The sequence below is a fragment of the Curtobacterium sp. Leaf183 genome, from assembly GCF_001424385.1.
GTDB lineage: Bacteria > Actinomycetota > Actinomycetes > Actinomycetales > Microbacteriaceae > Curtobacterium.
The window spans coordinates 52,115-77,998 of the sequence record NZ_LMPO01000008.1; the positions used below are offsets into that span (position 1 = coordinate 52,115).

Here is a 25,884-nt window from a genome sequence, read left to right on the forward strand (position 1 = left end):
CGGGACCGGCCGCAGGGCAGTCCCGCCGGTCGGTCGGGAGCCGCCTGCGGCCAGCCCGGCGCTACTCGAAGCGGACGGGGCCGCGCGGTCCCCCGGACCGGGGCGGGGTGGAGCCGTCGAGGGCACGTTCGACGGCGATCCGCACGATCCCGCCGTTGTAGCCCTTGCGCATCAGGAAGCCCGACAGACGACGCTCTGCCGTTGCCCGGTCGAGCCCCCGCATCTGCCCGGCGCGCTTCTGCGCGAGCTCGATCGCCCGCAGGAACTCGTCGTCGTCATCGTCCGCCGCGGCGTCGAGGGCCGCGTCGATCGCGACCTGGTCGATGCCCCGGCGGCGGAGTTCCGCGACGACACCCTGACGCCCCAGGCTCTTGCGGTCGTGCAGCCGGTCGACCAGGTCGGTCGCCAGTGCCACGTCGTCGAGCAACCCGACCCGGGTCAGACGCTCGATCTCCTCCTCGACGACCTGGGCGTCGAGGTCGTTGCGCGCCAGCGTCGAGCGCATCTCGGACTCGCTGATGCCCTTGCGTCCGAGCGCCCGCATGCTGAGGCGCTCGGCGTCTGCACGCTGGTCGTCGAGGGGGCGCGGAGCGTCGGCGGGGTCGATCTCGTCGCCGTCCGTGATCGAGAACACCGATGCCGTCGGCGCCGATGCTTCGTCCTCGGTGTCGTACCCGGACTGCTCGGCACGAGCGCTACGGCCCGAACCGTCCCCGATCACCGGGGAGACCCACTCGGACGGGCTCCGTGAGCCCCCGAGCTGCACCGGGACCGGCGTGTCCGCATCAGCAGCGAACGACTCGTCGGCGTCTGCCTCGTCGCGGCCCGACTCGACGCGGCCCGACTCGACGCGGCCTGCTTCATCGCCACCCGGCTCGTCGTCACCGGGCGCGTCCTGGGCACGGCCGGCGTCGCCCTTCCCCGCGGGCCCCCGACCACGACGGGACCGCGCACCGAACAGGTCGGTGACCGGCGCGAGGTCCGCGTCGTCGTCGATGCTCACGCGCCCTTGCGCGCGGCGAGCTTGGGCTCGATGGACTCCACCGGAGCGGCGTCGGCCGCGGGCTTGGCACCACCGACACCGAGCTTGGCGAGGATCTTGCCTTCGATCTCGGCGGCGATCTCGGGGTTCTGGATCAGGAAGGAACGCGAGTTCTCCTTGCCCTGCCCGAGCTGGTCGCCGTCGTACGTGTACCAGGCACCGGACTTCTTGACGATGTTGTGGTCGACACCGAAGTCGAGCAGCGAACCCTCGCGCGAGATGCCCGTGCCGTACAGGATGTCGAACTCGGCCTGCTTGAAGGGCGGTGCCATCTTGTTCTTGACGACCTTGACGCGCGTGCGGTTGCCGACGGCGTCCGTCCCCGTCTTCAGGGTCTCGATGCGGCGGATGTCGAGCCGGACCGACGCGTAGAACTTGAGCGCCTTGCCGCCCGACGTGGTCTCCGGGGAACCGAAGAACACGCCGATCTTCTCGCGCAGCTGGTTGATGAAGATCATCGTGGTCTGCGTCTGGTTCAGGCCACCGGCCAGCTTGCGGAGCGCCTGCGACATGAGGCGTGCCTGCAGGCCGACGTGGGAGTCACCCATCTCGCCCTCGATCTCGGCCCGGGGCACCAGCGCTGCGACGGAGTCGATCACGATCAGGTCGATGGACCCCGAACGGACGAGCATGTCCGCGATCTCGAGAGCCTGTTCTGCGGTGTCCGGCTGCGACACCAAGAGGGCGTCGATGTCGACACCGAGCTTCTTGGCGTACTCCGGGTCGAGTGCGTGCTCGGCGTCGATGAAGGCCGCGATGCCGCCGTTACGTTGGGCGTTGGCGATCGCGTGGATCGTCAGCGTCGTCTTTCCGGACGACTCCGGGCCGTAGATCTCGATGATGCGGCCACGCGGGAGACCACCGATCCCGAGCGCGACGTCCAGCGCGACCGAACCGGTGGGGATGACGGCGACCGGGGCGCGGTCGTCGGAGCCCAGGCGCATGACTGCACCCTTGCCGAACTGCCGGTCGATCTGGGCGAGGGCGGTCTCGAGGGACTTCTCGCGGTCTGCGGGTGAAGGCATGGTGTGCTCCTGCGTGCTCGTGGTCTGCCGCCTGTAGGCTGTCTGGTCCCCAGCAGCCGGTGGTGCAGGGCTGCTGGTTCTCGGACAAGGCTCCGGGTGTCTCCCGATGCCTCCGAACCTAGGGCTGGCCACCGACATGACTGCCGGTCGCCGCGTTGCCTGTGGACGGATGCATCGCTCGACTCCGATGTGCAGGAACGTACCACCCGTCGAACACGCGTTCGAGCGACACGCCGAATGCGTGTTCGACCCCGACGATCAGTCCCGCGGCTCCAGCAGGCCCTTGCCGTGACGGCGCTCCGGCGGGACGTCCTGGGAGTCGCAGAGCGCTTCCCACACCTTGCGGGTCGGCACCCCTGCGGCGATCGCGTCGGCGGCCGAGCGACCGCCGAGTTCCTCGAGCACGACGTCACGGGCGACGACGGCACCGTAGGCCTCGCCGAAGACCTGGTCGACGGCCCGCCAGAACTCACTCACACGCATCCGACAAGGCTAGACCGGCCACGCGCGCACGACGTGACGCAGGGCACCGGCAGTGCACGCCACGGACGCGAGAACGCCCCCGCCGGCGGACCGACGGGGGCGTTCAGTTGCCGTGCGACTCAGCGCACCGCGAGGTCGTTGTCGAACTCGGCGACGAGTTCGTCCGGGAGCATGTCCGGGACCGGGACCAGTCCTTCGACCACGGCGAGACGGTCTCCCACTTCGCGCATGATCGTCGAGATGGGGGTGTCCAGCGCGTCCGCGACGGACGCGAGGATCTCCGAGCTGGCCTCTTTCTGACCGCGCTCGACCTCGCTGAGGTACCCGAGCGCAACGCTGGCCTTGGACGCGACCTGACGGAGGGTCCGGCCCTTCTGCAAGCGGAAGTCACGCAGAACATCGCCGATTTCCTGACGAACGAGAACCATGAGAACTCCTCCTCTCTGTCGTCTCCGCGCCCGACCGGCCGGGATGACCGTTTCGGGGTTCGGCAACACGAGCGTTGCCGGTTGCAGCATGCTAGCCACCTGGGCTGCCGTCCTGCTGGAGATTGCGTGAGATGTAACCCGGTGGTAACGCGGGTCATTCCCCACTCTGGAGCGTGGCGAACAGTCGTACCAGGAGTTCGGAGACGGTCCGCTGTCGGATTGCGTCACGAGCACCGTCGAGGTGCAGCGCGAACGCCTGGGCGCCGTCGGCCGAGGCGATGCCGACGAACACCGTGCCGACCGGCTTGCCGTCCTGCGGGTCGGGTCCGGCGACCCCCGTGGTGCTGATCCCCCACGTGGCGGGCTCGCCGTCGACCGCGAGCGCCGTCCGGACCCCGGCCGCCATCTGCCTCGCGACCTCGGGGTCCACGGCACCGTTCGCGGCCAGCAGCGAGGCAGAGACACCGAGCACGGACGCCTTGACCGGGGTCGCGTAGGCCACGACACCGCCGCGGACCACGGCGCTCGCTCCCGGGACGCCCACGAGCGTCGCGACCACGAGACCGCCGGTCAGGGACTCCGCCACCGCGAGGGATTCACCGCGGACGGTCAGTTCCCCGATCACCCGTGGCGCGATGCGGACAGGGTCCTCGTCCGGGGACGGATCGCCGGGTCGGGTCACGCGCCGGTCCGGTTGTGCCGGTACGCCTGCCACAGGTAGTCGAGCCCGCTGAGCACGGTGGCGACCACCGCCGCGGTCATCAGGATGCCGTTGGTCCAGTGGGCAACGTCGCCGGCGAAACCCCACCACGGGAACAGCGCGAGCGTGATCGCCACGGCCTGCAGCACGGTCTTGATCTTGCCGCCGCGGCTGGCGGGGATGACGCGGTCCGACAGCACCGCGAACCGGAACACGGTGATGCCGATCTCGCGCACCATGATCAGGACCGTGACGTACCAGGGCAGCTCACCGAGGATCGACAGGGCGACCAGTGCGCCGCCGATCAGGACCTTGTCGGCGATGGGGTCGACGAGCTTGCCGAAGTCCGTCACCAGGTCCTGGCGGCGGGCGATGATGCCGTCGGCGCTGTCGGTGACGATCGCCACGACGAACAGCACCGCCGCCCAGATGCGCACGGCCGTGTCCTGCCCGCCGTCCGACAGCAGCAGGACGAAGAAGAGCGGCGCCATCAGGATGCGGATGACGGTGATGATGTTCGCGACGTTCGCCGTCGACGCGGGACCGGGACCCTTGCGGATCAGCCGTCCGCGCCACGGGAACCGCTTCGTGGTGGTGCCGTCCGAGGCGGTCATCATGATCACTCCCTGCCTGTGAGGCCCCAGGCGTCCTCGTCCGGTTCGTCCTCGACCTGATCGTACCCGCGCGTCATGTCGCCCACCGGGTCAGCACCGTACCGGTCGTCGTCCGGCGCAGGAACCGGTACGGCCGCGGCGGGCGCACCGACACCCGGTTCGACCGGCGGAGCGGGCGCTGCCGGCGGCTCCTCGCCGCGCAGCTTCGCGAGCACCGACGGCAGCTGGTCCGCCGTGACCAGGACGTCGCGGGCCTTGGATCCCTCGGACGGCCCGACGATGTCGCGGGACTCCATGAGGTCCATGAGCCGCCCGGCCTTGGCGAACCCGACCCGGAGCTTGCGCTGCAGCATCGAGGTCGAACCGAACTGCGTCGAGACGACCTGCTCGACCGCCGCGAGGAGCAGCTCGAGGTCGTCGCCGATGTCGGCGTCGATCTCCTTGCGCTCGACGACGGCGGCGACGTCCTGGCGGTACTCGGGCTGCGCCTGTCGCGTGACGTGCTGGACGACCTCGGCGACCTCGCTCTCCTGCACCCAGGCGCCCTGCACGCGGACGGCCTTGGACGAGCCCATCGGCAGGAAGAGCGCGTCGCCCTGCCCGATGAGCTTGTCGGCGCCCGGCTGGTCGAGGATGACGCGGGAGTCGGTGACGCTCGTGACCGCGAACGCGATGCGCGACGGCACGTTGGCCTTGATGAGCCCGGTGATGACGTCGACCGACGGTCGCTGCGTGGCGAGCACGAGGTGGATGCCGGCAGCGCGGGCGAGCTGCGTGATGCGGACGATCGACTCCTCGACGTCACGCGGGGCGACGAGCATGAGGTCGGCGAGCTCGTCGACGACGACGAGCAGGTACGGGTACGGCTTGAGCTTGCGCTCGCTGCCGGCCGGCAGCACGATCTCGCCGTTCTGGATCGCCTTGTTGAAGTCGTCGACGTGGCGGAACCCGAAGGACGCCAGGTCGTCGTACCGCATGTCCATCTCCTTCACGACCCACTGCAGCGCTTCGGCCGCCTTCTTGGGGTTCGTGATGATGGGCGTGATCAGGTGCGGGACACCCGCGTAGATCGACAGCTCGACGCGCTTGGGGTCGACCAGGACCATGCGGACCTCGGACGGCTTCGCCCGCATGAGCAGCGAGGTGATCATCGAGTTGATGAAGACGGACTTGCCGGAGCCGGTGGACCCGGCGACGAGCATGTGCGGCATCTTCGCCAGGTTCGCCACGACGAACCCGCCCTCGACGTCCTTGCCGACACCGATCGTCATCGGGTGCTTCGACTTGGTCGCCGCGTTCGAGCGCAGGACGTCTCCGAGGGACACGACCTCGCGGTCGGAGTTCGGGATCTCGACGCCGATGGCGCTCTTGCCCGGGATCGGCGACAGGATGCGGACTTCGTTCGAGGCCACCGCGTAGGACAGGTTCTTGGACAGCGCGGTGACGCGCTCGACCTTGACACCCGGGCCGAGCTCGATCTCGTACCGCGTGACCGTCGGGCCGCGGGAGAACCCGGTCACCTTCGCGTCGACCTTGAACTCGGTGAGCACGCCGGTGATCGCCGCGACGATGTCCTCGTTCGCCTGGCTGCGCGCGACCGAGGGCGTGCCGGCGCTCAGCGTGCTGGCGGCAGGCAGTCGGTACGGGCGCGACGGGTCGTCAGCAGACGGCGCCGGGTCCGCCGGCAGGACCGGCTCCGCCACGTCGGCCGGGAGGGCCGGGGAGACCACGGCAGGCACGTCACGTCCGGGACGGATCACCTCTGTTGCGTCGTCCGGCACGGGCGCACCGAAGTCGCGGAGCGCCTGTTCGGCGCGGTCGAGGTCGGCGGCGACCTCGGTCTCGAGCGAGTCGTTGAGGTTCACCGACGCCGGCTCAGCCGGGGTGTGGTCGACGAGCCCTGCGGCGGCACCGGCGTTCGGCGACGGTGTGGCTGCCGGCGCGGCGGCGGTCTGCGCCGCGGGGATCACGGGGCTGTCGTACGCCGGGTCTTCTTCGCGCCCGGACTTGTTGCGGCGCCACCAGGGGACGTGCCCCTCGGCGTCGGGGTCGGGCTGCTCGCCGTCCTCGAAGCCGAGGTCGTCGAACAGCTGCAGACCCTGCGACGTGGTCTTGCCGCCGCGCTTGCGGGACGGTGCCGCCGGCTCGGCTGCGGACTCGTCGAGTTCCTCGGCCGCCGGGGCGGGCGCACCGAACAGGTAGGCGTAGAGCTCGTGCAGGCGACGGGGGAGCTTGTTCGGGGGCGTCTTGGTGATGATGAAGAGGGAGAGCACGAGCAGCACCACGGCGACCGGCACGGCGATCCACGCGGTGGCGACGGCGACGAGCCAGCCGATGACGACCCAGCCGAGGACTCCACCGGCGGTCGCGAGCGCGGGCATGCCGTCGGCAGCGCTCGGCTGTCCGCCGAACACGTGGCAGAGCGACGAGATCGACACGAGCAGCAGGCCGAGACCGATCCCGATCCGGGTGTTGTCGTGGACGGACGCCGGGTGCCGGAACAACCACCCCGCGAAGACGACCATGATGACCGGCAGCGCGAACGCCAACCGACCGAACAGGCCGCCGAACGTGTAGGCGTCGAGCGCGATCGACACCGCGTTGGTGGGGTTGAGCCACTCGACGACGGCACCGGCGATGGCCAGCACGAACAGGAAGAACGGGAAGCCGTCGCGGCGCTGGTCCTTCTCGAGGGACTCCTTGCCGAGCAGGCGGAACATCGCCCCCACACCGTGCGCCATGCCCATCCATGCGGTCACGAGGGGGTTCGGTCCACTGAACTCGACCGGGGGCGTCGCCTGTGGGAGCTTCTTCGTGGTGGCCTGGGTGCGCGACGTACCGCGCGCTCCACTCGTGCGTGACGACGTTGACGCGCGCGAGCGCGTGGTCGACTTGGTGCCTCCGGCCATGGGGACGACCATAACGCCCCGGGCGGACAATGCCCGGCAGCCCCGCCGCGCACACGACGGGACTGCCGGGACCGGTCCTCAGTACCGGATGGCGTCGATGACCTTGACGCGGACGGCGACCAGTGCCGGCAGCAGCCCGGCGAGCGCGCCGACGGCCACCGCCGCACCGATCCCGACGAGCGCGGCCTCGAGAGGGAACGGCGCTCCCCCGACGTCGGCACCGCTCGTGATCGCCGAACGGACCGTCCCGTTGCTGAGCACCGCGGCGCCGAGCATCACGCCGACCGCGCCGGCGACCGCCGTGCCGAGGACGTTCTCGAGCAGCACGGCGACGAAGACCCGGCCGGCCGTCGCTCCGACACCGCGACGGATGCCGATCTCGCGGATGCGCTGCCGGACGCTCACGAGCGAGACGTTGAGCAACCCGAGACCGCCGAGCACGAGCACCAGGACCGAGACCGCCGCGATGACGTACCGCAGGGGCCCGAGCGGATCGCCGTCGACGGTGCCCGCGGCGTCCATCCGGTCCGCCGAGACCTCCACCGTGCCGCCGGACGCCCGCTCGGCGTCGCTGGCGATCCGCTTCGCGAGCTGCTTCGCGTGGTGGTCGGGCACCCAGACCTCGAACGAGCGGCTGATGCCCATGTCCGGGTCGGCCGTCAGTCCGGTCGACGCGACGGACCGGGCCATCTCGTACATGGACGGCTCGGTGTCGTACTCGCTCGTCACGTACTCGCCGATGACGACGGCCACCGATCCCGGCGTCCCCGGCAACCGGACGGTCGGGTGCGTGACGATGTCCGGGTCGCCGAGGCGCTCGAGGAACGCCCGGTTGACGACGACCGCCGGCGCGAGCCGCCCACGGTCGTCCTCGGTGAACCACGCCCCGGAGGCCATGCGCACCCGGTGCATCTCGGCGTAGTCCGGGTCGACCGTCCTTGTGTACACGTCGGCGACCCCGTCGGGGAACTGGACCTTCCGCGGCCCCTCCATCGCCTCACTGGTCCACCGCACGTCGTAGCGGTCGGCCGCCGCGCGGTACTCGGCGAACAGGGCGTCCTCATCCGCGACGGCGTCCCCGGTCGACGACGACGCCGTCAGCGAGAACGTCGCGGGACGTCCGCCGTACTGCTCGTTCAGTGCCGCGGTCGCCTTCTCGGCGAGCGCGCCGAAGCCGACGACGACGGCGAGCGACGCGACGGCGATCGTCACGCCGACCAGGCTGAGGACGACCCGACCGCGGTGGACCCGCAGTTCCTGCCAGGACTCGACGAACGTCCCGACGACGGTCGTGAGGACCCCGTTCACGCCAGGGCCTCGGCGGTCGCGTCGACGACGAGACCGTGGTCGATCCGGTGCACGACCTCGGCCCGTGCGGCCACCGCGGGATCGTGCGTGATGGTCACGAGCGCCGCACCGGTCTCGGCGGCGACGGTCTCGAGCAGCGCCATCACCGACCGCCCGGTGTCGACGTCGAGCGCTCCGGTCGGCTCGTCGGCCAGGATCAGCCGCGGGGACCGCACCAGGGCGCGCGCGATCGCCACACGCTGCTGTTCGCCGCCCGACAGCCGGTGCGGCTGCGTGTCGGCACGGTCGGACAGGCCCACGCGGTCGAGCATCTCGGTGGCCAGACGCCGACGCCGCCAGAAGTCGCGGCCGGACGCGTAGAGCAGGGGCACCTCGACGTTCTCGACCGCGGTCCGGCCCTGCAGCAGGTTGAACTGCTGGAACACGAACCCGACGTCCGCGCCGCGGATCCGGTCGCGGCGAACCGACCCGGCGCGACCGACGTCGACCCCGTCGAAACGATGGTCGCCGTCGGTCGGGGCATCGAGCAGCCCCAGGATGTTCAGCAGCGTCGACTTGCCCGAGCCCGACCGGCCGACGATGGCGGTCCGGCTGTCGGCGTCGACCTCGAGGTCGATGCCGCGCAGGATCTCGAGCGTCGACCCGTCGGGCAGCACCACGGACTTCCGGAGCCCGCGCACCGAGACCAGGCTCATCCGGACACCACGCTGCCGCCGTCGACCGCGTCGTCGTCGGTCTGCTCCTTGCCGGGGACGAACTGCAGCACCCGGTCGCCCTCGGCCAGACCGGTCTTCACCTCGACCTGCTCACCGTCGGTGATGCCCAGCTCGACCTCGCGCCGCTCGCGGTCACCGCTCTTGCCGACGACGGTGACGACGCCCCGCTGGGCCGTCCCCTGCACCGCGGTGGTCGGGAGCGTGAGCACACCCTCGGCCTTGCCCGCCGGCACCGCCATCGTGACCTCGAGTCCGGGGAAGACGGTGACGTCACCCGGGACGTCGCACTCGAGCTGCGTGCCGCCGGTCGAGGAGTCCGATGCGCTGCCGTCCTGCGAGGCGTCGTCGTCCGCAGCGCCGTCGCCGGACGGAGCGCTGGTGAGGGAGAGGTTCGTGCACGTGAACGGCGCCGGGCCGTCCTTGACGGTGACCGTGGCCTCGGACGGACGGTCGACGAGCCGGTAGAGCTGCGCCGCCTGCAGGGTCGCACTCGCCCGGTAGGACTCCGGTGCCACCCGGGCGACCACGGTGCCGATCTCGACCGGCTGCTTCTCGACCAGGTCGAGCCCGGACACCGTGCCGGCCGCCGGCGCCGTGACCGTCGAGAACGTGACCTTCGGCGGCAGGGCGCTGCCGTCCTCGGTGACGCCCTCGACAGGGGTCTCGACGCGCACGTCGAGGACGGCAGCCCCCTGCTCGACGTGTGCGCCGTCGGCGACGAAGACGCGGTTCACCGCACCCGCGACCGTCGCACGCACCGGGGTGGACGCGACGGAGCGGATCGTGCCCTTCGCCTCGACGTCGTTGCTGATGTCGCCCGTCGCGACGGTGACGACCGGGTCCGTGATCTGCCCGGTCGGGACGGTGTCGGCTTCGGGCGGCGTCGCCGCGAAGAAAGCGAGCCGGACGAGCGCCACCGCGATCGCGGCGAAGACGAGGAACTTGAGGCCGGGCCACACCCAGCGGCGGAGGACGTTCACACCGAAATGCTAGTGTCCGGCATCCCAGTCAGGGTCATTCCTGAGGATGAGACCAGGTGGCCGGTCGGACGAACCGGCGCACGGAACACGACCAGGAGGCCCGGTGCGCGTCCGTGACGGACGTGCACCGGGCCTCCTGGTCAGCTCTGCGCGTCGGCGCTACGCCTCGATGATCACCGGGACGATCATCGGGCGGCGACGGTGCTTGGTGTTGACCCACCGGCCGACGGTCCGGCGGACAACCTGGCTGAAGGCGTGCGCGTCCCGGGTGCCGTTGCCGGCCGCGTCGGCGAGCGCGCGCGCGATCTGCGGACGGACGTCGTCGAAGACGGAGTCGTCCTCGGCGAAGCCGCGGGACTGGATCTCCGGGCCGATGACGCACTGGCCGGTCGCGAAGTCGACGGCGCAGAAGACCGAGATGAAGCCCTCTTCGGCCAGGACGCGACGGTCCTTGAGGTCGGCATCGGTGATCTCGCCGACGGTGGACCCGTCGACGTAGACGTAGCCGATGTCGAGCTGCCCGGCGACGTTCACGACGCCGTCCTTCAGGTCGACGACGATGCCGTCCTGACCGAGGATGACGTTGCGCGGCGGCACACCGGTCTGGATCGCCAGGTCGGCGTTCGCGTACAGGTGGCGCTGCTCGCCGTGCACGGGCAGGACGTTGCGCGGGCGCAGGATGTTGTAGCAGTACAGGAGTTCGCCGGCCGATGCGTGCCCGGAGACGTGCACCTTCGCGTTGCCCTTGTGCACGACCTTCGCGCCGAGCTTGGTCAGCCCGTCGATCACGCGGTAGACGGCGTTCTCGTTGCCCGGGATGAGCGAGGACGCCAGGATGACGGTGTCGCCCTCGCCGATCTCGATCTGGTGCTCGAGGTTCGCCATGCGTGCCAGGACCGCCATCGGCTCGCCCTGCGACCCGGTCGACATGTAGACGATCTGGTCGTCCGGGACGTTCTTGGCCTTCTTGGTGTCGATGAGCACGTTCTCCGGCACCCGCAGGTACCCGAGGTCGGCAGCGATCGTCATGTTGCGGATCATCGACCGGCCCATGAACGCGACCTTGCGGTTGGCGGCGGCCGCGGCGTCGAGGACCTGCTGCACTCGGTGCACGTGCGACGAGAAGCTCGCGACGACCACCTTCTTGCGGGCGCGCATGATGATGTTCTCGAGGACCGGACCGATGTCGCGCTCCGGAGCGGTGAAGCCCGGCACGTCGGCGTTGGTGGAGTCCGGCAGGAACAGGTCGACGCCGGCCTCGCCCAGGCGTGCGAACGCGCGGAGGTCGGTGATGCGGTCGTCGAGCGGCAGCTGATCCATCTTGAAGTCACCGGTGTGCAGCACACGGCCCGCGGGGGTCGTGATGGCGACGGCGAGGGCGTCCGGGATGGAGTGGTTCACCGCGACGAACTCGAGGTGGAACGGGCCGATCTGCTCGGTCTGGTCCTCGGCGACGACCAGCGTGTACGGCTTGATCCGGTGTTCCTTGAGCTTCGCCTCGACCAGCGCCAGGGTCAGCGTGGAGCCGATCAGCGGGATGTCGCCACGGAGCTTGAGCAGGTACGGCACGGCGCCGATGTGGTCCTCGTGGCCGTGGGTGAGTACGACACCGAGGACGTCGTCCAGGCGGTCCCGGATCGGCGCGAAGTCGGGCAGGATCAGGTCGACGCCCGGCTGGTGCTCCTCGGGGAACAGCACGCCGGCATCGACGATGAGGAGCTTGCCCTCGTACTCGTAGACGGTCATGTTGCGACCGATCTCACCGAGGCCACCGATCGGGATGACGCGGAGGGTGCCCGGCTCGAGGGGCTGGGGTTCGGAGACTTGCGTGGGCATTCGGTCCTGACTGCTTCGGCGACGCGCGTCCTGCGCGCCGCGGTCGATCAACGGGTGGTGCCTGGCACCTTCGGAAGCGCACCGCCGGCGGCCGCGTTGCGGTCCGGGCGGAAGTTCGAGAAGTCGGCGCCGGGGATGCCGTGCACCGCTTCGAGGGAGGTCTCGATGGCGTAGGCCTCGGAGTCCTCGGGGCCGACGAGCGGCAGACGGACGCGCGGGCTGCCGATGCGGCCGAGCCCGTGCAGGATGTACTTCGCCGCGACGGTGCCCGGCACGTGGGTCATCACGGCGCGGACCAGTGGCTCGATGCGCTGGTGCTCGCGGGTCGCGGTGGCCAGGTCGCCGGCGTTCACCGCGTCGACGATCGTGCGGTACGGCGTGCTCGTGACGTTCGCGGTGACGCCGATCAGGCCGGTCGCCCCGATCGACAGGTGCGGGAGCACGTTCGTGTCGTCACCGGAGAAGTACATGAGGTCGGTGTTGTTGAGGACGCGGGAGACCTCGGCGAAGTCGCCCTTGGCGTCCTTCACCGCGAGGATGTTCGGGTGCTTGGACGCACGCACGATCGTTTCGTACGTGATCGGGATGCCCGTGCGACCCGGGATGTCGTAGAGGATGACCGGCAGGTCGGTGGCGTCGGCGATCATCCGGAAGTGGGTGAGCACGCCCGCCTGGGTCGGCTTGTTGTAGTACGGCGTGACGATCATCACGCCGTCGGCGCCGGCCCGCTCGCTCTGCTTGTAGAGGTGGATGGCGTGCGCGGTCTCGTTCGAGCCACCGCCCGTGATGATCTTCGCGCGACCGGCCGCGACGGACTTGCCGACCTCGACCAGACGGAGCTTCTCCGGGTCGGTCAGGGTCGAGGTCTCGCCCGTGGTGCCGGTGACGACGATGCCGTCCGCCCCGGCCGTGATGCAGTCGTCGATGTGCTGCTCGACGCCCGGCCAGTCCACTTCGCCGTCGGCGGTGAACGGGGTCACGAGGGCGACGAGCACCTGGCCGAAGGGGTTCTCACGCGGGGACACGGCGTCCAGCGTACCGGGGATGGGCGACACGCAGGCCGTCCGCGTGGACGGTGGGCGGACAGGAGGCCCGGTGCGGCCCCGGTGCACCGGTCGCGCCCGCCGGTTCGCAGCTGCTGCGAACCGCCTTCCGGACACGGAACCGTGAACGAGCGAGGTGCCGTGTCCGCGAGGCGGTGCTGTGTCGGGCTCGACGCTACGAGCGGCGGCTCCACTCGACGAAGCGGTAGCGGACGCCGCCGTTCCGTGACTGATGCCAGTCGCCGTCGTCGACGCGCTGCCAGCCGTCGTCGAGCGTCGGCGCGACCGTGTCGCCGTCGACCTGCACGTCGATGACCGTCTCGGAGACCCGGTCGGCGAAGGGCAGTGCCGCCGCGTAGACCTGACCACCGCCGATCACCCACACGGGTTCGTCCGTGTCGAGCGCGGTCGCCAGGTCGTGCACGGGCACGGCGCCCTCGGCAGCCCACGACGGGTCTCGCGTCAGCACGACGTTGCGGCGACCGGGCAGCGGACGGAAGCGCGGCGGGAGCGCGTCCCAGGTGCGGCGCCCCATCACGACGGTCGCGCTGCCGGTGACCTGGCGGAAGTGAGCGAGGTCCTCGGGGACGTGCCAGGGCATCCCGCCGTCGGCGCCGATCACGCCGTCGGTCGACCGGGCCCAGACCATGCCGACGCCACGCACGGGCTCGGACCATGCGGCGTCGGACATCAGACCGCGACCGCGCCCGAGATCGCCGGGTGGTGGTGGTAGCCGACCACGGTGAAGTCGTCGTACTCGTAGTCGTCGATCGAGTCGCGCGGCGCGAGCTCGAGCGTGGGCAGCGGGTACGCCGTGCGGGAGAGCTGCTCCTCGACCTGCTCGACGTGGTTGTCGTAGACGTGGCAGTCGCCGCCGGTCCACACGAAGTCGCCGACCTGCAGGCCAGTCTGCGCCGCGATCATGTGGGTGAGCAGCGCGTACGAGGCGATGTTGAAGGGCACGCCGAGGAACATGTCCGCGCTGCGCTGGTAGAGCTGGCACGAGAGCTTGCCGTCGTTGACGTGGAACTGGAAGAACGCGTGGCACGGGGCGAGCGCCATGTCCGGGATGTCCGCGACGTTCCAGGCCGAGACGATCAGGCGACGGGAGTCCGGGTTCGTGCGGATCTGCTCGATGACCTGGGCGATCTGGTCGATGTGCTCGCCGGAGGGCGTCGGCCATGAGCGCCACTGCACGCCGTAGACGGGTCCGAGGTCACCGGACGCGTCCGCCCACTCGTTCCAGATCCGGACGCCGTGCTCCTGCAGCCAGGTGGCGTTGCCGTCGCCGCGCAGGAACCACAGCAGCTCGTACGCGATCGACTTGAAGTGCACCCGCTTGGTGGTGATGAGCGGGAAGCCCTGCGACAGGTCGAACCGCAGCTGCGCACCGAACAGGCTGCGCGTCCCCGTGCCGGTGCGGTCCCCCTTGGGGGCGCCCTCGGTCAGGACGCGGCGCAGCAGGTCCTCGTAGGGGGTGGCAACGGTGGCGTCGGGCTGGACGGCCTGGGTGTCAGTCACGCCTCCGAGCCTAAACGCCACCACCGTCGCCGGCGACCCGTCACACCGGGGCGGCATCGGGCCTCCCGTCAGTGTCCTGAGTAGCCTTGCCCGCATGACCGATCAGCCGCTCTCGATCCTGGTCGCCGGCGCGTCCGGCTTCATCGGGACTCCCCTGGTCCGCGCCCTGCGTGACGCCGGACACCACGTCTCGACCCTGGTGCGGCGCGAGCCGCACTCCCCCACCGAGTTCCGCTGGGCCCCCGGCAGTCGGCCGCTCGACCCGGCCGTCCTGGACGGCGCGGACGTCGTCGTGAACCTGGCCGGTGCGAACATCGGCAAGCTGCCGTGGACCGAGCAGTACAAGCGGGAGATCCTCGACTCGCGACTCGGCGCCACCGGCACCCTGGTCGAGGCGATGCGGCAGGCCGGCACCCCGCCCCGCCTGTTCCTGTCCGGGTCGGCGTCCGGGGTGTACGGCGACCGTCCGGCGGACGTGCTGCAGGACGACGCGGCGCCCGGTCGGGGGTTCCTGGCCGACGTGACGACGAAGTGGGAAGCGGCCGCACAGCAGGCGCCCGAGGGCGTCCGCGTGGTCCTGCTCCGGACCGGCATCGTGATCGGGAAGGGCGGCGGTGCGCTTGCGCCCGTCCTGCCGCTCACGCGGTTCGGGCTCGGCAGCCGACTCGGCACCGGCGGCCAGTACTGGCCGTGGATCGCGCTCGAGGACGAGGTCGGCGCCGTCGTGCACCTGGCGACCGCCGCTCACGACGTCAGCGGCCCGGTGAACCTTGCCGGCCCGGTGCCCGCCGTCTCGGACCGCATCACACGGCGCGTCGCCGAGGACCTGCACCGCCCCTACCTGTTCCGCGTGCCCGAGTTCGCGCTGCGTGCCCTGCTGCGCGAGGCGGCCGACGAGATGCTCCTGTCCAACCAGCAGATGGTGCCGACGAAGTTGCTCGAGTCGGGGTACGTCTTCCGCCACGCCCGCGCCGAGGACGCCGTCGACGCCGTGCTGTCGCGCTAGCCGGCCACGCGGGCGCGGGGTCGGTCACCGGCCGCGGCTACCGAGCATGCGACAGTGCCGTGCGCATGGCCGACCGCGCTCGCTTCCGGTCGCCGGCCGCGTCGTAGACGACGCCGAGCCGGTACCAGGCGCGCCAGTCGTCGGGCGATGCCTCGACCGCCGCGCGGTACCGCGGGAAGAGCTCGTCCGCCGCCGCGCGGGTCGGGCGACCCGAGGGGCGGACCTCGACGACGTCGTCCGGCGTGCCGCCCTCGTGTTCGAGCCGGGCGCCGAGCCGCGTGATGCGCAGCCCGAACCGGAACTCGAGCACGAGCAGCAGTGCCCCGATCAGGGCGATGACGATCAGCGCCGCACCGATCGCGATCCCGATGGCGAGCCCGGTCGCGATGAAGGCCACCGCCCGTGCGCCGATCAGCACGATGTAGACCAGCAACAGCACCGCCATCAGGGCCGCACCCCAGAACGGCGAGCGGATCCCCACGTCAGCTGATCCCGAGCACGGTGCCGAGCCCGACGGACAGGCCCCGCAGCGCGCCGACGGCCGACAGCGCCGCGCGGATGCCCGGTGCGTACGCGGTGTCGTCAGTGGTGTCGTGCCGGATCGTCAGGGTCTCGCCCGGCCCGCTCAGCACCACGTCCTGCACGGCCGTGACGCCGGGCAGCCGCAGCGAGTGGATCGGCACGCTCGCCACCTGCTGCCCGCGCGCACGCTGGTCGACGTGCGGCGCGTCGACCGGCCCGACCTCGCGCCGGGCCTCGGAGATGAGTTCGGCCGTGCGGACCGCGGTGCCCGACGGCGAGTCGATCTTGCCCGCGTGGTGCGTCTCGATGATCTCGATCGCGGGGAACCACGGCGCTGCGATCGTCGCCAGGTGCGTGCCGACCACGGAACCGATCGAGAAGTTCGGCACGACCAGGACACCCTGGTCGGGGCGGTCGGCGAGGGCGGTCCGCAGGGTGGCGAGCCGCGACGCCGACCAACCCGACGTGCCGACCAGCACGTTCGCGCCGCTCTCCAGCGCGTTCGCGACGATGGCCGGGCTGAGGGCCGGGACCGTCACGTCGATGACGACCGCCGCGCCGTTGAACACCGTCGGGTCCGGCTCGTGCGCACCGTCCTTCGACGACAGCCGTGCGACGAGTTCGAAGTCGGGCAGTTCCTCGACCACAGCGGCGACGAGGCCCCCGAGACGACCGGTGGCGCCGACGACGGCGACGGGAGTGACCATGCGCTCCATCCTAGGATCGACCCATGACCACCGATCGCACGCCGGTCACCGTCCGCATCGTGCCCGGCGACCTGCCCGAGGTCGACGCCCTGCTCGAGGCCTACCTCGACGAGCGCGAGGCGACGTTCCCGAGCGCGCAGGGGTCGTACTCGCGGAAGCGCACGCCGGCCGAGCAGTTCACCCCGCCGCGCGGTGTGTTCGTCCTGGCCCACGACGGCGACGAGCCCGTGGGGTGCGGCGGGCTCCGCCGGATCGCGGACGACGGCACCGACGTCCGGTTCGAGGTCAAGCACGTCTTCGTCACCCCGTCCGGCCGGGGGCGCGGGGTCGCGACGGCCATGATGGACGAGCTCGAACGCGCGGGCGCGGCACTCGGTGCGACCGCGATCGTCCTGGACACGAACGACTCGCTGGTCGCCGCGGGGGCGATGTACCGCGGCCGGGGCTACGAGCGGGTCGAGCCCTTCAACGACAACCCGAACGCCACCGCCTGGTACCGCAAGCGGGTCGTGCCCGACGCGTCCGTCTGACGGACTGGAGGCGCGGGGCGGGCCCGACCCGCGCCTCCAGTCCGACGGTCCGACGGTCCGGTGCGCTCCTCGCTAGAGCGGCTGCTCGACCGGCAGGCCGGTCCGGAGCTCGACCGGCAGGTGCGCCGTGTCGTTGAGCGTGACGAGCTCGGCGGGCTTGGCCGAGCGGATCCGGATCACGGTCAGCGCGGTGTGGGCGACGTTCGTCCCCATCCAGCGCCACTCGGGGGCCTGGAAGACCTCGCGGACGAACCAGCCGATCACCGCGTTGTGCGTGATGATCAGGTCGTGCCGGTCCTGGATGGACGGGGTGAACCACTCCGCGACCGCGTCACCCATCTGCGCCTGCCCGGCGACGATCTCCTCGTCGGTGATCCCGCCGTAGAACTTCTTGTAGGCGGTCGGCATGTCCGGTGTCGGGCCCGACGGGATGCAGTCGAACAGCAGGGTCGAGGGCTCGGGCTGGATCGCGGGCAGGCGCTGTGCCAGGAACGACGCGGTCTCGCTGGGCGCTTCGAGCGGGGAGTGCCAGACGCCGTCGAACGGCACGCCGCCCAGGCGGTCGGCGATCAGCATCGACTGCCGCTTGCCGCGTTCGGAGAGCTTGCCGTCACGGAGTCCGTGCTCGGCGTCCTGGTGTTCGCCGTGCCGGACGAGGTAGAGGTAGTGCGACATCTCCGTCATCGACCGCCGATGCCGATCGCCGTCTCGAGCGCGGCGCGCTCGACGTCCCCGACGACGGCGGTGACGGTGGGCCGGGTGAGCAGGTCGCGGGCGAGTTCGAGCACGTCGGCCGTGGTGACCTGGTCGACGCGTTCGAGCGCCGTGTCCAGGTCGGTGAACTCCCCGGTACCGAGCTCGGCACGCCCCAGCCGGGTCATGCGGGCGTCGGCGTCCTCGAGGGACAGCGTCACGGCGCCCTCGATCTGGCCCTTCGCGCGCCGCAGTTCGTCCTCGGTGATGCCGTCGTCGACCATCTTGCGGAACTCGGCGTCGATGATGTCGATCACCCCGGCGACGTTGTCCGGCGCACACCCGGCGTAGACACCGAACGCGCCGTTGTCCAGGTAGGCCGGCGCGAAGGACGACACCGCGTAGGCCAGACCACGGCGTTCGCGGACCTCTTGGAACAGGCGTGAACTCATCCCCCCGCCGAGCACCGCGTTGAGCACGCTGAGCACGGGTCGGCGGTCGTCACGCAGGTCGATGCCCTGCGAGCCGCGCAGCATGCTGACCTGTTCGGTGGGGCGGTGCACGACGGTGAGTCGCTCCTGGGCACGGTCGGCCACGGGCTGGGCGGTGCGCCGTGCCACCGGACGGGCCTTCGGGCTGCCGCTGAACACCGCTTCCACCAGCGCGCAGAAGGCGTCGTGGTCGACGGCACCGGCGGCGGTGATGACCAGGCCGCTCGGAGCGTAGTGCTCGGCGTAGTGCGCCATCACCTCGTCGCGCTGGACGGCGCGGATGCTCTCCGGCGTGCCACCGATCGGTCGACCGAGGGCGTGACCGTCGAAGGCCGATGCGAAGAAGGCCTCGCCCGCCAGGTCGGCCGGGTCGTCCGCGGCCATCGCGAGCTCCTCGAGGATGACGCCGCGCTCGATGTCGAACGCCGCGGGTTCGAGGACCGAGTTCGTCACCATGTCACCGATGACCTGGACGGCCATCGGGACGTCGGTGTCGCGGACCCGGGCGTAGTAGCAGGTGTACTCCTTGGCCGTCGCCGCGTTGTGCTCACCGCCGACGGAGTCGAACGCGACGGCGATGTCGAGCGCGCTGCGCGTGGTCGTGCCCTTGAACAGCAGGTGCTCGAGGAAGTGCGTCGAGCCGAACTGACCGTCGCGTTCGTCGCGGGAACCGACCCCGACCCAGTACCCGATGCTCGTCGAGTGGGATGCCGGCACCGCCTCGGTCAGCACGCGCACGCCCGAGGGCAGGACGGTTCGGCGGACGAAGGATCCCCCGGACGTCAGGAACGACGTGTCCGGGGCCTCGAGGGGCAACGGCACTGGGTGGTTCATCGCGGTCGAGCCTACTGATGTCCCAGGGCCTCCCATCCAGATTGACCACGGCATGGGGAGCACCCTCGGACGACCCTCGAAGTGGGGTACATGTTCTGAGGACAGACGGACTCGTCTGTCTGTCCTCCTTGTGTTACATTGGGTGCACCGGATCGGCAGCCCCCCTAGATACCGATCCGGTGGCTCGGGACATCAGTCCTCGGCGGAACGAGTCCCCCCACTCGTCCGCGGAGCCGATGACCCCAAGGAGAGCCACGCTGTGACGGTCGATTCCCCCCAACCGGCCGTCCGGCGTCTCCTTGGCCCGAGCGTTCCGGCCTCCGCGTCGTCGGACGGGTCGAGCCTCCCCCCGGCTCCCCGCTCCGGCGGCGCGAAGGTCCGAATCCTCGAGACCGCGTCCCGGTTGTTCTACGACGAGGGCATCCACGGGGTCGGCGTCGACCGCCTCATCTCCGAGGCGAGCGTCACGAAGGCGACGTTCTACAAGCACTACGGGTCGAAGGACAACCTGATCCTGGCGTACGTGAACACGCAGCACGAACGCGTCCAGCAGCGCTTCGAGCAGGTCGTCAGCGACGCGGGCGATCCGCAGTCCGCGGTCCGCGCCTGGGTCGCGTCGCTCGTCGCCGACGTCAACGACCCGGCCTTCCGCGGTTGTGCGTTCCTCAACGCCGCCGCCGAGTACCACGACCCGCGCGACCCCGTCCGCCAGGTCGTCGCCATGCACCGCGACTGGTACACCGAGCGCCTCGGTGACCTGCTGCAGGAAGCCGGTCACCCGATGGCCGGCGACGGTGCCGACGAGCTCATGCTCGCGCGCGACGGTGCGATGTCGGGCGCCTACGCCGGCGACGCCATCGCCGCGACGGCCGCGCTGCAGCGCGTCGCCGACCGCGTCCTCGCCGGCTGACGACCCGCCCACTCCTCGGACACCGGACGACGCCGACCGATTTGCGCGTTGCCCCTCGTGGCGTCCCCCGTCCGGGGGTAGCTTGACCCGCACGGTCGACCATCCCGCCGACCGTGACCCGACCGGCCTGCTTCCCTGCCGTGCCGACCGGGCCCCGTGCAGCCAGCACGTCTCGAGGACACCGATGTTCGACAACGCCTTCATCCGTCACGCCATCGACCGCAGCGCTGAGAACGCGCTCGACCGACGTCGCTTCTTCGCAGCCGCCGGGGTCGCCGGCGCTTCCGCCGGCATCGCCGCGCTCGGCTCGTCGGTGGTCTCCGCCGACCGAGCCTCCGCCTCGCCCGCCGAGGACGGTGCCGTCTCCGACGCCGCCATCCTCAACTTCGCCCTCAACCTGGAGTACCTCGAGGCGGAGTTCTACCTGCGCGCCGTGTTCGGCACGGGCCTGACCGACAGCATGATCACCGGCATCGACCCCCAGGGGCCGGTCGTCGGCGGCAGCAAGGTGCCGTTCAAGACCGCCGCCATCCGTGGGATCGCGACCGAGATCGCCAACGACGAGCGCGCGCACGTGGCGTTCCTCCGGTCGGCGCTCGGTGGTGCGGTCGTCTCGCGGCCGAAGATCGACTTCACGAACGCCTTCACCGCAGCCGCCCGGGCCGCGGGTGTGGTCGGACCGACGGGGACCTTCGACCCCTTCGCCAGCGAGGAGAACTTCCTGCTCGGCGCCTACGTGTTCGAGGACGTCGGGGTCACCGCCTACAAGGGCGCGGCTCCCCTGATCTACAACAAGACGTACCTCAGCGCCGCGGCGGGCATCCTGGCCGTCGAGGCGTACCACGCGGGCATCATCCGCTCGAAGCTCTTCGACAAGGGCCTGCAGGTGCCGGCGAACAAGATCTCCGACGCCCGCGACTCGCTCGACGGGCCGACCGACGACGACCAGGGCATCACGACGTCGACCGGCGCGGTGAACTTCGTCCCGACCGACGCCAACTCCCTGGCGTACGGCCGCACCGCGGAGCGCGTGCTCAACATCGTGTTCCTCACGCCGAACCAGATCGACAAGGGCGGCTTCTTCCCCGAGGGCGTCAACGGCGCGATCGTGGCGAGCGGCAACCCCGGGAGCGCCACCGGCCCGGCCTGATCGGTCATCACCTGAACGACGGGAGGCGCGGTGCCAGCTGGCACCGCGCCTCTCGTCTCCCGGCCACCACCAGGGCATCGGTGGTTGCCTGGGTGCATGGCCAACGACCCGCTCTGGCGCCTCCCCGAGGTGCCCACCTTCACCCTGACCAGCCCCGACTTCACCGACGGCGGCGTGCTGCCCACCTCGGCGCGCGGCTCCGACGTCGGCGGCGAGGACCGCTCGCCCGCGCTCGAGTGGTCCGGCGCTCCCGAGGGCACGCAGAGCTACGTGCTCACCGTGTACGACCCCGACGCCCCCACCGGCTCGGGCTTCTGGCACTGGAGCCTGACGGACCTGCCGGCCTCGACGACGTCGCTGCCTGCCGGTGCCGGCACCGACGACGCCCTGCTGCCGGCCGAGGCACTCCGACGTCGCAACGAGTACGGGACCGCCACGTTCCTCGGCGCCGCTCCCCCGGCCGGGCACGGCGAGCACCGGTACTTCTTCACGCTGAGCGCCCTCGACGTCCCCGTGCTCGAGGTCCCCGCCGACGCCACCCCGGCGGTCGTCGGCTTCATGCTGCGCGAGCACCTGGTCGGGCGCGCACAGCTCATGGGCACGCAGGAGACCCCCGCCCCCTGACCCGCCCGGACGACATGCGGAACGGCCGCCGCCCCGAGGGGCGACGGCCGTTCGTGCAGTCAGGCGAGGGGCGTTCAGCCCTCGGCCGGCGCCTCGGCGTGCGACGCGTGGTCGTCACGGCCGTCGGTGTCGACCTCGTCCGCCACGACCGGCGCGAGCGAGAGCTTGCCGCGGTCGTCGACCTTGGTGACCTCGACCAGGATCTTCTGGCCGACGCCGAGCACGTCCTCGACGTTCTCCACACGCTTGCCACCGGCGAGCTTGCGGACCTCGGAGACGTGGAGCAGACCGTCGCGGCCCGGCAGCAGCGACACGAAGGCGCCGAAGGTGGCGATCTTCACGACGGTGCCGAGGAACTGGTCCCCGATCTCCGGGTTGGTCGGGTTCGCGATCGCGTTGACCTGCGCACGCGCGGCCTCGGCGGACGGACCGTCGACGGCACCGATGTACACCGTGCCGTCGTCCTCGATCGAGATGTCGGCACCGGTGGTGTCCTGGATGCCGTTGATCGTCTTGCCCTTCGGGCCGATCAGCTCGCCGATCTTGTCGACGGGGATCTGCACCGAGATGACACGAGGGGCGGTGTCCGCCATCTCGTCGGGAGCGTCGATCGCCTCGTTCAGCACGCCGAGGATGGCCGAGCGGGCCTCCTTCGCCTGCTTCAGCGCGGCGTCGAGCACGGACGACGGGATGCCGTCGAGCTTGGTGTCGAGCTGGATGGCGGTGACGAACTCGGAGGTACCGGCGACCTTGAAGTCCATGTCACCCAGCGCGTCCTCGGCACCGAGGATGTCGGTCAGCGCCGCGTAGCGGGTCTGACCGTCGACGGTGTCGGAGACCAGGCCCATGGCGATGCCGGCGACGGGTGCCTTGAGCGGCACACCGGCGTTCAGCAGCGACAGGGTCGAGGCGCAGACGGAGCCCATCGAGGTCGAGCCGTTCGAGCTGAGCGCCTCGGAGACCTGACGGATGGCGTACGGGAACTCCTCGCGCGACGGCAGCACCGGCACGAGTGCGCGCTCGGCCAGGAAGCCGTGCCCGATCTCGCGACGCTTCGGCGAACCCACGCGGCCGGTCTCACCGGTCGAGTAGGGCGGGAAGTTGTAGTGGTGCAGGTAGCGCTTCTTCGTGACGGGCGACAGCGAGTCGATCTGCTGCTCCATCTTGAGCATGTTCAGCGTGGTGACGCCCAGGATCTGGGTCTCACCGCGCTGGAACACCGCGGAACCGTGGACGCGCGGGATCACGGCGACCTCGGCGTCGAGCGGGCGGATGTCGGCGAGGCCGCGGCCGTCCATGCGGACCTGCTCGGTCAGGATGCGGCCGCGGACGACCTTCTTCGTGACCGACTTGTACGCGGCGCTGACCTGGCTGTTCGCGACCTCGGGCAGCGTGCCCGCGGCGACCTGCTCGGCGATGGCTGCCTTGACGCGGGACTTCAGTGCGTCGTCGGCGTCCTGGCGCTCGGTCTTGGCGGCGATCTTGTAGACGTCGCCGAGCTCGGACAGGGCGAGGGACTCGACGGCCGAGTAGACCTCGGGTGCGTACGGCGGGAAGACCGGGAAGTCCTGGATCTCCTTGGCCGACTGCGCGGCGAGCTTCGCCTGCGCCTCGACGAGGGACTTGAGGAACGGCTTCGCCGCCTCGAGGCCCTGTGCGACGACGGCCTCGTCGGGCTTGGTGGCGCCGCCCTGGATGAGGTCCCAGCTGTGCTCGGTGGCCTCGGCCTCGACCATCATGATCGCGACGTCCTCGTTGCCGGCGTCGTCCGTGACGACACGGCCGGCGACGGTGAGGTCGAAGACGGCCTCGGCGAGCTGCGACGCCTTCGGGAACGCGACCCACTGGTCGCCGATGAGCGCGAGGCGCACGCCGGCGATCGGGCCGGAGAACGGCAGACCGGAGATCTGCGTCGACGCGGACGCCGCGTTGATCGCCAGCGCGTCGTAGAACTCGTCCGGAGCGATGCTCAGGACGGTGATGACGATCTGGACCTCGTTGCGCAGGCCGTCGACGAACGACGGACGCAGCGGCCGGTCGATCAGACGGCAGACGAGGATCGCCTCGGTCGACGGGCGACCTTCACGGCGGAAGAACGAGCCGGGGATCTTGCCGGCGGCGTACGAGCGCTCCTCGACGTCGACCGTGAGCGGGAAGAAGTCGAAGCCCTCGCGCGGGTGCTTGCCGGCGCTGGTGGCCGACAGCAGCATGGTCTCTTCGTCCAGGTACGCGGCGACGGCACCCTGTGCCTGCTGCGCGAGACGACCGGTCTCGAACCGGACCGTCCTGGTGCCGAAGCGACCGTTGTCGATGATCGCTTCAGCGAACTTGATCTCGGGACCCTCCAAGAGGATGCCTCCTTGTGTTCTTGATGCAGCAGACCCGGCCTCGGGCACACGCGTGCACGTGCGCTCCACGACGCGGAACGCATGTCTGGCCAGCAGTAGAAACAGTCGGGACGCCTCGGCCCGCATGCCACCACCGATGACCAGCTTCGTGCCGGTCTGCGTGCGATGTTGTGTGTCGTCACGGGAAACGGTCCCCGGACGACCCGACTTTAGCAGTCGGCGGTGAATCGACGGCGAGGCTCGTGGCGAACGGGCGTGTCCTCGTTAGCCTGACCGCATGCGTCGAAGCCATTCCGGACGCGCGTTCGTCGCGGCCGCCGTCGTCCTCGGTGCGCTCGTCGTCCCCGTCGTCACCGCCACGCCCGCCAGCGCCACCGACTACCCGACGTGGCAGGACGTCCAGGCGGCGAAGGGCAACGAGCAGGCCAAGCAAGCCGAAGTCGCGAAGGTGCAGGACGCACTCAAGGCGGTGCAGGCCGACGCCGCGGCCAAGTCGCAGACCGCGCTCGACGCATCAGCCAAGGCCGACCAGGCCGATGCCGAACTGGGCGAAGCCACCCAGACCGCCACGAGCCTCCAGGCACAGGCCGACCAGGCTGCGCAGACCGCGCAGCGGGCGCAGACGCGGGCCGGCCAGCTGGCCGCGAACCTGTACCGCGACGGCTCGACCAACCAGATGACCACGAAGATCGCGACGGCGAAGGACCCCGACGAGCTGCTCTACCAACTCGGCGCGATGGACCAGCTGACGACCACGTGGACCAGTGTCCTCGACGATGCATCGGTCGCTGCGGGGACCGCGTCGTCGCTGCACGACCAGGCCACCCGGGCCGAGGCGGAGCGCGCACGGCTGGCCCAGGCCGCCGAGGACCGCGCGGCAGCGGCGACGTCCGCCCAGGCGAAGGCCGATGCCGCCGTCGCCTCGACGAAGGACCACAGCGACGAGCTGTACGCGCAGCTGGCGTCACTCAAGGACACGACGGCGAAGGCCGAGCAGCAGTACGCCGTGGGTCAGGCGGTCGCTGCGCAGGCTGCGGCGCAGGCCCGGGCAGCGCAGGCAGCAGCAGCGGCTGCAGCAGCCGCGCCGACGGGTGCGGCCGCGTCCTCCGGCGACTCGTACCCCAGCACCGGTGGCGTGACGGTCGATCCGGACGCGGCGAAGGCCTACGCCCGCAGCGTCCTCGGCAACTACGGCTGGGGCGACGACCAGTACGGCTGCCTGGTGTCGCTCTGGACGCAGGAGTCCGGGTGGCGCGCGAACGCCCTGAACGCCTCGAGTGGTGCGTACGGCATCCCGCAGGCGCTGCCGGCGAACAAGCTGTCCGCCGCGGGCGCCGACTGGCGGACGAACCAGGACACGCAGATCAACTGGGGCCTGTCCTACATCAAGTCGAGCTACGGCACCCCGTGCGGTGCCTGGAACCACGAGATGAGCGTCAACCCGCACTGGTACTGAGCGGCGGG

25 protein-coding genes are annotated in these 25,884 nt (G+C 70.8%); 6 read left to right on the forward strand and 19 right to left on the reverse strand.

Features of this window, described 5'->3' with window-relative positions; translation table 11 throughout:
• Positions 1 to 61: 61 nt before the first annotated feature.
• The 14 genes from ASG04_RS06645 to ASG04_RS06710 form a co-directional block, all read right to left on the reverse strand.
• Positions 62 to 1,003: a regulatory protein RecX gene (locus ASG04_RS06645; RefSeq protein ID WP_056121741.1), complete on the reverse strand. Its 942-nt coding sequence runs from the start codon at positions 1,001 to 1,003 to the stop codon at positions 62 to 64.
• On the reverse strand, positions 1,000 to 2,067 hold the full coding sequence (gene recA / locus ASG04_RS06650) for a recombinase RecA (RefSeq protein ID WP_056121744.1): 1,068 nt from the start codon (positions 2,065 to 2,067) through the stop codon (positions 1,000 to 1,002). The genes ASG04_RS06645 and recA overlap by 4 nt, the downstream gene beginning before the upstream one ends.
• A 258-nt stretch (positions 2,068 to 2,325) precedes the next feature.
• Complete coding sequence (locus ASG04_RS06655; RefSeq protein ID WP_056121746.1) at positions 2,326 to 2,550, reverse strand: DUF3046 domain-containing protein; 225 nt, start codon at positions 2,548 to 2,550, stop codon at positions 2,326 to 2,328.
• 119 nt (positions 2,551 to 2,669) lie between these two features.
• Positions 2,670 to 2,978 (reverse strand): helix-turn-helix domain-containing protein, encoded by a 309-nt coding sequence (locus ASG04_RS06660; RefSeq protein ID WP_056121748.1) that lies wholly within the window; start codon positions 2,976 to 2,978, stop codon positions 2,670 to 2,672.
• A gap of 154 nt (positions 2,979 to 3,132) precedes the next feature.
• Positions 3,133 to 3,660 (reverse strand): nicotinamide-nucleotide amidohydrolase family protein, encoded by a 528-nt coding sequence (locus ASG04_RS06665; protein WP_082517857.1) that lies wholly within the window; start codon positions 3,658 to 3,660, stop codon positions 3,133 to 3,135.
• The gene (pgsA, locus tag ASG04_RS06670) at positions 3,657 to 4,295 is read right to left on the reverse strand and encodes a CDP-diacylglycerol--glycerol-3-phosphate 3-phosphatidyltransferase (protein ID WP_056123703.1); all 639 of its coding nucleotides are present in this window, start codon (positions 4,293 to 4,295) and stop codon (positions 3,657 to 3,659) included. Before pgsA ends, ASG04_RS06665 begins: the two co-directional genes overlap by 4 nt.
• A 2-nt stretch (positions 4,296 to 4,297) precedes the next feature.
• Positions 4,298 to 7,201: an FtsK/SpoIIIE family DNA translocase gene (locus tag ASG04_RS06675; RefSeq protein WP_056121749.1), complete on the reverse strand. Its 2,904-nt coding sequence runs from the start codon at positions 7,199 to 7,201 to the stop codon at positions 4,298 to 4,300.
• A gap of 78 nt (positions 7,202 to 7,279) precedes the next feature.
• Positions 7,280 to 8,509, reverse strand: a complete 1,230-nt coding sequence (locus ASG04_RS06680) for an ABC transporter permease (protein ID WP_056121751.1) — start codon at positions 8,507 to 8,509, stop codon at positions 7,280 to 7,282.
• Positions 8,506 to 9,204 (reverse strand): ABC transporter ATP-binding protein, encoded by a 699-nt coding sequence (locus ASG04_RS06685; RefSeq protein WP_056121753.1) that lies wholly within the window; start codon positions 9,202 to 9,204, stop codon positions 8,506 to 8,508. The genes ASG04_RS06680 and ASG04_RS06685 overlap by 4 nt, the downstream gene beginning before the upstream one ends.
• Positions 9,201 to 10,205, reverse strand: coding sequence for an efflux RND transporter periplasmic adaptor subunit (locus ASG04_RS06690; RefSeq protein WP_056121755.1), 1,005 nt, complete (start codon positions 10,203 to 10,205; stop codon positions 9,201 to 9,203). Before ASG04_RS06690 ends, ASG04_RS06685 begins: the two co-directional genes overlap by 4 nt.
• A gap of 159 nt (positions 10,206 to 10,364) precedes the next feature.
• Positions 10,365 to 12,041 (reverse strand): ribonuclease J, encoded by a 1,677-nt coding sequence (locus ASG04_RS06695; protein WP_056121757.1) that lies wholly within the window; start codon positions 12,039 to 12,041, stop codon positions 10,365 to 10,367.
• Between the two features lie 47 nt (positions 12,042 to 12,088).
• Complete coding sequence (dapA, locus tag ASG04_RS06700) at positions 12,089 to 13,066, reverse strand: 4-hydroxy-tetrahydrodipicolinate synthase (protein WP_056123707.1); 978 nt, start codon at positions 13,064 to 13,066, stop codon at positions 12,089 to 12,091.
• A gap of 193 nt (positions 13,067 to 13,259) precedes the next feature.
• Complete coding sequence (locus ASG04_RS06705; protein WP_056121758.1) at positions 13,260 to 13,775, reverse strand: dihydrofolate reductase; 516 nt, start codon at positions 13,773 to 13,775, stop codon at positions 13,260 to 13,262.
• Complete coding sequence (locus ASG04_RS06710; protein WP_056121760.1) at positions 13,775 to 14,605, reverse strand: thymidylate synthase; 831 nt, start codon at positions 14,603 to 14,605, stop codon at positions 13,775 to 13,777. Before ASG04_RS06710 ends, ASG04_RS06705 begins: the two co-directional genes overlap by 1 nt.
• Positions 14,606 to 14,699: 94 nt before the next feature.
• On the opposite strand from ASG04_RS06710, the gene ASG04_RS06715 reads away from it, so the two are divergent.
• Positions 14,700 to 15,611, forward strand: coding sequence for a TIGR01777 family oxidoreductase (locus ASG04_RS06715; RefSeq protein ID WP_056121762.1), 912 nt, complete (start codon positions 14,700 to 14,702; stop codon positions 15,609 to 15,611).
• A 37-nt stretch (positions 15,612 to 15,648) separates the two neighbouring features.
• On the opposite strand, the gene ASG04_RS06720 is transcribed toward ASG04_RS06715, so the two are convergent.
• Both ASG04_RS06720 and dapB read right to left on the reverse strand, forming a co-directional pair.
• The gene (locus ASG04_RS06720; RefSeq protein ID WP_414835822.1) at positions 15,649 to 16,092 is read right to left on the reverse strand and encodes a tetratricopeptide repeat protein; all 444 of its coding nucleotides are present in this window, start codon (positions 16,090 to 16,092) and stop codon (positions 15,649 to 15,651) included.
• Position 16,093: 1 nt separating this feature from the next.
• Positions 16,094 to 16,840 (reverse strand): 4-hydroxy-tetrahydrodipicolinate reductase, encoded by a 747-nt coding sequence (gene dapB, locus ASG04_RS06725; protein ID WP_056123714.1) that lies wholly within the window; start codon positions 16,838 to 16,840, stop codon positions 16,094 to 16,096.
• Positions 16,841 to 16,863: 23 nt separating this feature from the next.
• Here dapB and ASG04_RS06730 point away from each other — a divergent pair, with 23 nt between their 5' ends.
• Positions 16,864 to 17,370, forward strand: coding sequence for a GNAT family N-acetyltransferase (locus ASG04_RS06730; protein ID WP_056121764.1), 507 nt, complete (start codon positions 16,864 to 16,866; stop codon positions 17,368 to 17,370).
• Between the two features lie 72 nt (positions 17,371 to 17,442).
• On the opposite strand, the gene ASG04_RS06735 is transcribed toward ASG04_RS06730, so the two are convergent.
• Entirely contained in the window at positions 17,443 to 18,045 is a 603-nt protein-coding gene (locus ASG04_RS06735) for a histidine phosphatase family protein (protein WP_056123718.1), read from the reverse strand.
• Positions 18,046 to 18,050: 5 nt separating this feature from the next.
• A complete protein-coding gene (locus ASG04_RS06740; RefSeq protein WP_056121766.1) occupies positions 18,051 to 19,388 on the reverse strand; it encodes a M16 family metallopeptidase in 1,338 nt (445 codons plus the stop codon).
• Between the two features lie 259 nt (positions 19,389 to 19,647).
• On the opposite strand from ASG04_RS06740, the gene ASG04_RS06745 reads away from it, so the two are divergent.
• The 3 genes from ASG04_RS06745 to ASG04_RS06755 all read left to right on the forward strand — a co-directional run bounded on the left by ASG04_RS06745 (position 19,648) and on the right by ASG04_RS06755 (position 22,072).
• A complete protein-coding gene (locus ASG04_RS06745) occupies positions 19,648 to 20,298 on the forward strand; it encodes a TetR/AcrR family transcriptional regulator (RefSeq protein ID WP_082517858.1) in 651 nt (216 codons plus the stop codon).
• 184 nt (positions 20,299 to 20,482) lie between these two features.
• Positions 20,483 to 21,448, forward strand: a complete 966-nt coding sequence (locus tag ASG04_RS06750) for a ferritin-like domain-containing protein (protein ID WP_056121768.1) — start codon at positions 20,483 to 20,485, stop codon at positions 21,446 to 21,448.
• Between the two features lie 96 nt (positions 21,449 to 21,544).
• Positions 21,545 to 22,072, forward strand: a complete 528-nt coding sequence (locus ASG04_RS06755) for a YbhB/YbcL family Raf kinase inhibitor-like protein (RefSeq protein ID WP_056121770.1) — start codon at positions 21,545 to 21,547, stop codon at positions 22,070 to 22,072.
• Between the two features lie 74 nt (positions 22,073 to 22,146).
• On the opposite strand, the gene ASG04_RS06760 is transcribed toward ASG04_RS06755, so the two are convergent.
• A complete protein-coding gene (locus ASG04_RS06760) occupies positions 22,147 to 24,420 on the reverse strand; it encodes a polyribonucleotide nucleotidyltransferase (RefSeq protein ID WP_056121772.1) in 2,274 nt (757 codons plus the stop codon).
• A gap of 277 nt (positions 24,421 to 24,697) precedes the next feature.
• Here ASG04_RS06760 and ASG04_RS06765 point away from each other — a divergent pair, with 277 nt between their 5' ends.
• On the forward strand, positions 24,698 to 25,876 hold the full coding sequence (locus tag ASG04_RS06765; RefSeq protein WP_056121774.1) for a coiled-coil domain-containing protein: 1,179 nt from the start codon (positions 24,698 to 24,700) through the stop codon (positions 25,874 to 25,876).
• Positions 25,877 to 25,884 lie beyond the last annotated feature (8 nt).